This window comes from Paenibacillus sp. TAB_01, from assembly GCF_043945595.1.
Taxonomy (GTDB): Bacteria; Bacillota; Bacilli; order Paenibacillales; family NBRC-103111; genus Paenibacillus_S.
This window is the reverse complement of record NZ_JBIFNP010000001.1, coordinates 1,463,095-1,472,500: the sequence shown is the minus strand read 5'-3', so window position 1 is coordinate 1,472,500 and position 9,406 is coordinate 1,463,095. Positions and strand designations below refer to the sequence as shown.

Sequence of the window (9,406 nt, the reverse complement as noted above, 5' to 3'; positions counted from 1 at the left end):
GGCCCATCCGTAAGTCACAGATTGCTCCGTGTTTCATGATTCCCTCATGCGAGAGAACCAGCTATCCGGTCTTAGCTATCGTTTCCGATAGTTATCCCGGTCTTACAGGCAGGTTGCCTACGTGTTACTCACCCGTCCGCCGCTAACTTCACCCGAAGGTGAAATCCGCTCGACTTGCATGTATTAGGCACGCCGCCAGCGTTCGTCCTGAGCCAGGATCAAACTCTCCACGATACCCCAAAAAGTGAAGTGAACCTGCCGAAGCCGATTCCTATTACTTTTCGGGGCCCCATGAATTCATGGGTATATCAAGTATCAAGCTTGTCTTAAGCTCAAAATTTCTTGCTAGCGAGAATTTGCATTCTCTTTATTTCACTCACTCGTTGTTCAGTTTTCAAAGGGCAATGCTTCATTATAGTAGTTCTTGTTTTCTCACTGTTCTCTCGAACAGCAGGAACATCAATTTACCACATTTGCTTACTTGATTGCAAGTTGTAATTTTTACCAGTCATCTCACATCATATGGAGACGATTTGTTTGATCTTCGCTTGCATCCTTACGGCTCGAAGCAGCTGAATCAATATAACATAGGTCAATTACAATTTGCAAGTATAATATTTTTTGAAAGCTGCTAAACTTTTCCGTTGGTTTTAACAGCAAGGTGTTTAATTTATCACAGTTCTTGCAGGAATACAAGCATATTTTATAATCAAACTAAAACTCCCCTTCTATGCATGATTCCTTAAGCTAAAGACCATATTAACTCGGAAACATAACAAAATATAGGAGGTTTTATCTTGTCCGAACAACAATCCAGCCAACAAGAAGCCAATGACGTGACACAAGCCCGCAATGCCGTGAACCACGCTCTCAGTGAAATAAACGAAGCGCACAATAGCAGAAATCAAGATCATGCGATCCAAGAAGCGGAAGAACAGCTTGACCAGGCCCAACAGCAATTAGCCCAAGCACGGCTTGGAAATACTGCAAATAATAATGAAGATCAGCTTTCGTAATTAAACATAGCCCTGCCCCTATGGAGGCTGTTGAAAAATCCTCGCTGCGATGGAGGCCGCTGAAAAAGTCATTGCTGCGAGTACGGAACACGCTTACGATCGCTGTTGTCCCTGGATTTCTTGGATTTTCTTCCGCTTGTAGCGGTTGAAATCCAGGGACGAAGGCGAATGGTTTCGCTTCTACAGAACGATTCCGTACCCTCCGCTTGTATTTCAGTGGCCTCCTGCGATGTACGGTTCTTTTTCCGAGCGCCGTTATCCTTGAATGTCTTTGAATCCTCAGCTTTTTGCAGCTGAAGTCAGGGACGAAGGCGAACGTCTGCGCATCTAATAGAAGAAGTCCGTACTCTCCGACAGCTAATCAGCGGCCTTCAATAAAGGCAGGGCCATTTGGGGGATTCAATCTATCTGCTCTCCATTGGCTCTGCAGCTTTAGGAATAGCAATACTGAATTTGGTGCCGACGCCCTTCGTGCTTTCCACTTGAATCGTTCCCTCCAGTGCCTCGATGATCCGGTAGCATACCATCAGTCCCAATCCGGTCCCTTTATCCTTCGTCGAATAAAAAGGAACGCCCAGCCGCGAAAGCTGCTCTTTGGTCATCCCCGTCCCTGTATCCGAAATCTCAATGACCACATCGTATTGACCGCCATACACATGAATCGTAAGCTGACCGCTGTGCTCCATAGCCTCTACCGCATTTTTCATCAAATTAATCATGACCTGCGTGAATTTTTTGGCATCCGCATGAATGTACAGGGCGTCCTCTATTTTGTAATTTAAAATGTGCCCGTGCGAGGTAATATACGGCTCAATAATTTGTAAAACGTTATGAAATAGCTTCTTGATGTGGATCTGTTCCGTTTTGTCGGCCTGCGGCTTCGCATACATCAGATACTCTGAAACTATGGATTCGGCCCGATCGATTTCTTCGAGCGCCAGCGTCGAATATTTAAGATCCGTTTCATTATTCACCCGCGATTTCATCAATTGAATGAAGCCTTTGGAAACCGTCAACGGGTTTCGGATCTCATGCGCAATGGTCGCCGCCAATTCCCCCAAGACGTTTAACTTCTCCGAACGGTGTATTTCCTCCCTCATCTTCACGTTATCTTTTATCGTCTCAATCATGTAAAGGGTAATCCACGTACAAGTCATCAGAGTAAGGCAATAGTACACAAAAAATGAAAGATGCTGAAGGATGGCCTCATCCGATTTGATAATACTGCCGACAGTGACGAACAGCGCCGACACTGAAGCCAGCAGGGTGCCGAAGGTAATGACCTTAGTCTTGGATAACTCCGCGTAAAACCGCACAAAGACCGCTGTAAATAAAAAAATGGGAATGTAACAAAAGCTGGTGACTACAAAGCCGCTGCCCCCTAACAGATACCTGTACAACAAAAGCACCAACGCGACAAATAGACCTGGACGCACCCCGCCATACAGAATAGTAATGATAAAAGGCAGGATTCTCAGGTCATAGATATATCCGGAAAAAACGGTAAATGGAAAAGACATGCAGAAAATGACGGAAATACTCCCGTTCACTCCAATGAGGAGGGACTTATACTTCGTTTTGTAAAGACCGAGGGAAAAATAAATCAGGATACTCACCAAAATGAACAGGAAGTTCAATAATAAGTTGTCTATTCCTAACAAAACGATCCCCACTTTTTCATTCCCGAGTATCCATTCTAGTATTAAATATATCTCGAAACCGGCTGCGTGTCAGCATGGGGTTGACAAATTATTTCATACTGAAAAAAGTGGCCCCCCCTTCACTCATAAAAAGGGGGGCATGGATGACAATAATCTGTCATGCGGCCGCTCTGACGGGGATCAGCGCACCGCTTATTCGATTCGATTGTTCTCTCTTTTTTCTCTCGTTTGATCTCTCAGCTGCTTTTCAACGGATAGACCATTGGGGACAGATGCTCGCTTGCCAAGGCCAGCTCTCCATCCACAAAAAGCTGATAGCCGACAGCGAGATCGGTATTCGGATCGTCCCCGCGGTTATACGTGATACTCAATTCGCGTCCGGCTGCATGGATGCGGTCCAACCGGAAGCAGGACAAGCCGATATCGATCGGATCGAGCACCAGCCGGTCCTCTTCCACGCTCAGCCCTGCAATATGCTTCACGATCAAATCGATATAATAGGAATGATTGTAATCCGCCTCATCGCTCAACGGCTCTCCGCTCTGGCTGCTATAATGCTCGACCAGATAAGGAGCCGTCAGATCCCGGCTGCGGTAATGCAGCAGAGAATACTCGCGGAGCAAATGTCCGAACGCCTCATCCCACACATGGCCGTTCCGCTTGCTTTCCATCGCCATCGCATCAAGTACGATGCTGTTGGTATACGGCCAGGTCGGGCCGTCCCAGACGCAGCCGTTGCGTCCTTTGAAGAAATTGCCCTGCCAGCTGCCTTCCGGCTGATAGACGGGACAATCCGCAGAGACCGATGGGAAGGGAGCCGGCGTACCGAATTCCGCTTCATCAAAAGCATGCAGCAGGCCGTCCGTATGCTCGGCATCCGTAATCTGCGCCCAGTAGGGATAAAATCCGACAATATTTTTCACCCATGCCTTCTCGTCGGTCAGATGATGAAGATCATAGAAAAATTGCGTGTCCTCATCCCACATCTTCTCAAGAATATCGCGCCGGATGGATTCCGCCTTGGCTTCGATTTCATCCGCATCGCTGTCGCCCGCCGCCCGGCATAGACGGGCTGTGCCGATGCAGTTCAAATAATGATATATGGACCGGTCGACTCTTTTCAGTGGGGTGAAGGTCGCCGGATCCTTGCAGTCTTTGGGGAAATCATGGAAGTACCAGTAGCTCGGCTGGTATTCCTTGCCTGTCCGGTTATGCATATATTCGATCAGCAGGCCGTCAGCGTCATTGCCCAGCTTGAGCGATTCCCCGCGAATCTGCTCCTTCAAGGACGGCAGCATCTCCTTAAGCAGGTCCATGTCCCTATGCACCAAATACGATTGGTATGCCGCCCAGCCCATGAAATTCGCATAGGAATGAAGAGTTCCGTTGACGAACAGGCACTTGTAGAAGCCCTCCTCGTCCTGGCTCGCTTTCATGCTGCGCATAGCTCCGCGCGAGTAGACGGGATCGCCGTACCAGCGCGATTCAAGCAGATGCATGGGAACGGTCAGCGGGATCATTTTGCTGAACTCCCACCCTTTCGGTTACAGCGGCGTTTTGCTCATCTTGTGCGAGCGCCCCTCATAAAAGACCGGATGCTGCAATTGGCCGTACCGCGGTTCGGCCAGTGTATGACGCATCACAAACCAGCGGTAAAGCCACGTCTTATCGAGCAAGGGCTCGCTGCTCGTAAAGACAGGCGCAAGGTCGAACCACCGCTGGTACGCCTGCTGCTGCCCGCTAAGCAGCTGTTCGGCGCTCGCGCCCGGGCAGAGCAGCCCGTCGAGCCGCTGCTCCAAAGCGGCAGGCTCGTCCGTCTCCTGCAAGCCCAAGGCGGCGGCAATGATGATCTCCGCCGTTTCCCCCGGCTTGAGCGTCAGCCCGGTAAACAATTCAGGCCGGCTAGTGCGCAGCGCCGCCAGGAGGGTAAACCCGTGGCGCGGCACTTCGAGGCTTCCGGATAATCCTTCGGACCGCGATTCATTCCCGAACAGCAGCGGCTCCGCTACCAGCCGAAGCGTCGCCTCCTGCGGGCCTGTGTTCGTCCAGGTCTGGCAGGAGACCGCGCAGTCTTCCCATGTAATGTATTTGCTCTCCTTAAAGCTAATTTTATTCGACGCATATTCCATCGATAGATAGCTTGGATACCAATCGCTCTTGGACGGTTCATAGCTCGTCACGGCGCTGCATTCCACCGTAAATAAAGAGGGAATATTCAGCTTGTGGATAAAATCGACCGCTCCGGCAAAGCCCGGCTGAGGCCATAGGAAGTCGGCCCACAAGCGGGCCCCGGTAGGTCCGAGCAAGTTCGATTTGGGCAGCGTGCGAAGGCTCCGCTTCCCGCCCCCCAGAGCCTGATCGATCAGAGGCTGTGTTATCTTTTCGCGCATCGTTTGCTTCATGGGCTCCGAATCTCCTTTACTAATACTAAACCCGTACAATTCGTTCGTCCCCGTAGAGAAGAGCTTCCCTGCCCGCTACACCTTCAGGATCGTTCCCGCGATGTGGCGGACGCCGCCCCCGTTCATTTGAATCGGATCGTCCTTGGAATTAAAATAGTAGGTCGCCAGGATCTCATTCTTGCCCACTTCTGCGGCACGCGGATAGCCCAGATCCTTGTTGCCGCCGTCATCGCGCAGAATCAGCTCAGGCCCCCATGTGCGGCCGCCATCCTCGCTGATTTTGGCGCGGATGCCAAAGGCGGCGATCCGGTAGCCGTAGACCGCGAAGATGCGGCCATCCTCCAGCAGCGTCAGATGCACCGTATCTCCGTGATCGTTGATACGCGAGCGCTTCTGCCATGACAATCCGCCGTCCTCTGAGGCGTAAACCTCGCCCCACGCGCCCTCCATCGAGGATTTGCACCGGACGCCGACGACAATCGTGCCGTCCTTCATCAGCACCGGCGAAGGGCAGATGACGCGATATTCGCTGCTGTCGGGCATGTAAGAGAGAAGCGTCCAGTTGGCGCCTCCGTCGAAGGAGCCGTAGACGACCGGGCGGTCGTAATTATTGTGCTGCGGCTTCGCCGTCAGGAACAGCAGAATCACTCCGTCGGGACGAACCAGATACGACGATCTTCCCTGGAAGCGCGGAATGTTGCAGAAAGGCAGCAGGGCGGCGGGGCCCCAGCTTTGGCCGCCGTCCTTCGACAGCTTCACCCAAGCCTTCGCATCGGGCGCGCCGGAATTCGGCGTCGTCCAGCAGCAGAGCAGCGTGTTCGGATCGCTGAAATCATGAGCTTCGATCGTTGGAAGCTTGCCAAATTGCAGGTCTTCGTTGACCTCCAGATTGCGGGCGATCGTCTCCGCCGGCCCCCAGTTCCGTCCTCCGTCGGTCGACCGTACCGCGGCAATGCGTCCGAAAAATTCGACCCGGCGGTGCGTCAGATGCTTGGGGTTCGTATAGTCGCAGGGCATGTTCATGAACCCGACGAGGATGTTGTTGTCTGCAATTTTCCACATCCCGGCGTTAAACGGCCAGGAGCTGAATTCCTGATTATTTTTATAAAGTACGACATGCTCCATATGGGTTGGCGTGATTCCGTTTCCTTTGTATCCGCTCATTCTTTTTCTCTCCCTTATAATTGGTATGATGATCTGTTCTTTTGCCCTACCTTCTCTTAGGCAAGCAGCTTGCGGTAGATCGCCTTCATATCCTCCAATGCCAACGGCTTCGGATTGTTGGACAGCAGGCGCGTCACTTTCGAGGCTGCGACAGCCAGTGCGTCGATATCTTGTTCGCCGACCCCGTAATCGCCGAGATTTTGCGGGATGCGCAGTGTGCGGGTCCAATCGGCGATCCGGCGGATTACCGCCTCCGCCGCATTGGCCGTGCCGGCCTCGGCGAGTCCCATAGCGGCCGCAGCCTCCGCGAGCCGGCCGGTAATGGCGTCGAAGTTGTACTCCATCACATGAGTAAGCAGCATCGAATTAGCGACGCCATGCGTAATGTGATATTTCCCTCCCAGCGGGTACGCGAGCGCATGGACGGCTGCCGTCCCGGAGCAGGACAACGCCATGCCCCCGTACATGGAGCCGAGCAGCAGCTTTTCCCTCGCTTCGATGGAAGTGCCGTCATGATAAGCTTCCTCCAGGCTGGAGCTGATCCAACGAAGCGATTCCAATGCCAGCATATCGCTCATCGGATTCGCTTTATTCGATATGTAAGACTCCAGCGCATGGGTGAACGCGTCCATTCCTGTGGCCGCCGTAATGGACGGAGGCAGGGTCAGCGTGAGCATCGGGTCCAGAATCACCAGCCTCGGATATAAATGCGGGCTTACAACCGCCAGCTTCAGCTCCTCTTCGGGCAGCGTAACGATCGAGTTCGGCGTGACCTCCGAGCCTGTCCCCGAAGTGGTCGGAATGAGCACCGTCGGGATGCCCGGCTTGGCTACCAGCCCTGTTCCCAGCATATCGCGGATGCCCAGCTCATTGGTCGCAAGCACGGACAGCAGCTTAACGGCATCGAGCACGCTGCCGCCGCCCATGCCGATCATCACGTCATAGCTCGCTTCCGAAGCCATTCTGTGCAGCTCCGTAAGCTGTTCCTCCGTCGGCTCCGGCTTGATATCCGTGATGCACCGGAAGCCGATCCCCGCTTTGTGCAGTTCTCCGCACAGCTGGTCGAGATAACCGCTCCGCTGCATCGACGGCTGGGAAACGACGAGCGCCGTACGGACGTCTCCCAATGCGGAACGCAAATGCGTGACGATGTTCCCGGCCTCGTGACGCCCTGTCACGATGGTGCCGGCCGTTTTGAATTGAAAAGGTTTCATTGCCGCAAGTCCTTTCGTAGTTGAAATGGGATGATGAGAAATACCCGCCGCCGGCGTGCTAAAGGCCTACCCCTTCAATGAGCCGAGCAGCATCCCTTTGGTAAAATACTTTTGGGCAAACGGATATACGAACAGAATCGGAAAGATAGCCAGAAAAATCGTCGCCGCCTCGATGTTGTCCGGTAAAATTTGGTGATTATTGACCGTTAAATTCTCGAAGGAGGTTCCCCGTCAGGCTTAATAATTAACCGGTATAGGATCAGCTGAAGAGGCTGAAGCGACTGGTCCTGCAAATAAATGAGCGGCACCATAAAAGCGTTCCAAATGTGCACCGCATAAAATACGCCGATCGTCGCCAGCACCGGCGTAGAGAGCGGGAAGAACACCCGGGTCAGCAGCTGCAGCTCGTTAGCTCCGTCAATAAACGCCGATTCCTCCAGCTCGCCGGGAATGGCGTCCAGAAACGAGCGGGCAATAATAAGCAGAAACGTGCTGATAGCGCCCGGCAGGATCATAACCCAGCGCGAGTTCACCAAGCCGAGCGCATTATTGACGAGATAGCTCGGAATAAGGCCGGCTTCGAAGATCCAGCTGAACAGAAACAGCAGCATAATGAAATAACGGCCCTTCAGTCTTTTGCGGGATAAACCGTAAGCGGTAACGAACGTCAGCAGCACGGCTACCAAGGTGCCGGATACCGTATAAAAGATCGAGTTGAACAAGCCGAGAGATATCCCAAGCCGGGAGTTGCCGAGAACGTACTTATAAGTCTCTATGTTGAAGCCGACAGGCCAGAAATACACTTTGCCTGTGATGACGGCCAATCCGTCGCTTAAAGAAACCGACAGGATGTTCAGGAACGGATACACGCAGATCAGGGCCAGCACAATGAGCAAGGTGTTATTCACCGCTTCAAACAAGTCAAATTTTTGTTTTCTCATGCTGCAGCCTCCTAAAACAATCGGGATTCGGAATATTTTTTGGAAACCTTATTGGCGCTGACAACGAGCAGCATCGCCACTAAGGACTGGAACAGCCCGACCGCCGCGCCGAAGCTGTAATTCGGGAAGCCCTGCGATGCGAAAGCTTGACGGTAAACAAAGCTTTGAATCACATCCGCCGTTTCGTACACGCTCGGGTTGTACATCAGCAGCACCTTATCCAGATCCACCGACAGGAAGGAACCGATATTCAGGATAAACATCGTGACGATAATATTGGACAAGGACGGAAGGGTAATGAAGAACATTTTTTGCCACCGGGTAGCTCCGTCAATCTCGGCAGCCTCATACTGCGAAGGATCTATGCCTGCAATCGCGGCTAAATAAATAATCGAGCCGTAGCCGAACGAGTGCCATATATTCAGGCTGACGTACAAGGTGCGGAACCAGCCCGGCTCCGCCATAAAAAATACCGGCTGCATGCCCAGAAACTCCATCAGCCGGTTCACGAGCCCGGTCTGCGGGGACAAAAACGTATATACGATGCTGACCGTAACGGCAGATGAGATGAAGTAGGGGAAAAAGCTGAGCGACTGCGCGAACCGTTTGACGAACATATTTCTCACTTCATTTAAAAACAAAGCAAACAGAATCGGAACCGGGAAACCGAACACGAGGTTATAGATAGCCAGCAGCAGCGTGTTTTTCAGCAGCACCAGAAAGTAAGGATCACGGATGAATGTAACGAAATTGTCCAGCCCGACCCATGAGCTCCCTCGAATCCCCTGGAAGGTGTTGTAGTCCTGAAAGGCAATCACGAGCCCGAACAGCGGTGCCAGCTTGAACAGAATCAGATGCAGCAGCCCGGGGAGCAAAAGCAAATAGAGCAGCTTCGTATTCCACAGCTGTCTAAGCAGACGTTGGCGGGCAGAAAAAACTACGGCTTGCGGTCTTGGTTTAATCCCAGCTTGCGTTTGTTTGATTTCCATAAGAATGTACCCCTGTTAT

Annotated in this window: 8 protein-coding genes and 1 rRNA gene (1 of these 9 cut by a window edge); 1 reads left to right on the top strand and 8 read right to left on the bottom strand. The window is 52.2% G+C overall.

Translation table 11 applies throughout. The features are described from left to right. A 16S ribosomal RNA gene (locus ACHHV8_RS07085) occupies positions 1 to 234 on the bottom strand; it reaches 1,309 nt to the left of the window's first position. Between the two features lie 563 nt (positions 235 to 797). Here ACHHV8_RS07085 and ACHHV8_RS07080 point away from each other — a divergent pair. Beyond that, positions 798 to 1,016 carry a hypothetical protein gene (locus ACHHV8_RS07080; protein ID WP_395157652.1) on the top strand — a complete coding sequence of 73 codons (219 nt, stop codon included), beginning with the start codon at positions 798 to 800 and terminating at the stop codon, positions 1,014 to 1,016. Positions 1,017 to 1,420: 404 nt separating this feature from the next. On the opposite strand, the gene ACHHV8_RS07075 is transcribed toward ACHHV8_RS07080, so the two are convergent. From ACHHV8_RS07075 to ACHHV8_RS07045, 7 genes are all read right to left on the bottom strand, one after another. Next, positions 1,421 to 2,632, bottom strand: a complete 1,212-nt coding sequence (locus ACHHV8_RS07075) for an ATP-binding protein (protein ID WP_395163444.1) — start codon at positions 2,630 to 2,632, stop codon at positions 1,421 to 1,423. Between the two features lie 281 nt (positions 2,633 to 2,913). Continuing rightward, positions 2,914 to 4,197, bottom strand: a complete 1,284-nt coding sequence (locus tag ACHHV8_RS07070) for an MGH1-like glycoside hydrolase domain-containing protein (RefSeq protein WP_395157651.1) — start codon at positions 4,195 to 4,197, stop codon at positions 2,914 to 2,916. A gap of 24 nt (positions 4,198 to 4,221) precedes the next feature. Beyond that, entirely contained in the window at positions 4,222 to 5,079 is an 858-nt protein-coding gene (locus tag ACHHV8_RS07065; protein ID WP_395157650.1) for a hypothetical protein, read from the bottom strand. A 75-nt stretch (positions 5,080 to 5,154) separates the two neighbouring features. After that, positions 5,155 to 6,243 (bottom strand): sialidase family protein, encoded by a 1,089-nt coding sequence (locus tag ACHHV8_RS07060; RefSeq protein WP_395157649.1) that lies wholly within the window; start codon positions 6,241 to 6,243, stop codon positions 5,155 to 5,157. Positions 6,244 to 6,299: 56 nt separating this feature from the next. After that, a complete protein-coding gene (locus ACHHV8_RS07055; protein WP_395157648.1) occupies positions 6,300 to 7,457 on the bottom strand; it encodes an iron-containing alcohol dehydrogenase in 1,158 nt (385 codons plus the stop codon). A gap of 206 nt (positions 7,458 to 7,663) precedes the next feature. After that, positions 7,664 to 8,398 (bottom strand): carbohydrate ABC transporter permease, encoded by a 735-nt coding sequence (locus tag ACHHV8_RS07050; protein ID WP_395157647.1) that lies wholly within the window; start codon positions 8,396 to 8,398, stop codon positions 7,664 to 7,666. Between the two features lie 11 nt (positions 8,399 to 8,409). Next, on the bottom strand, positions 8,410 to 9,387 hold the full coding sequence (locus tag ACHHV8_RS07045) for an ABC transporter permease (protein ID WP_395157646.1): 978 nt from the start codon (positions 9,385 to 9,387) through the stop codon (positions 8,410 to 8,412). Between the last annotated feature and the right edge of the window lie 19 nt (positions 9,388 to 9,406).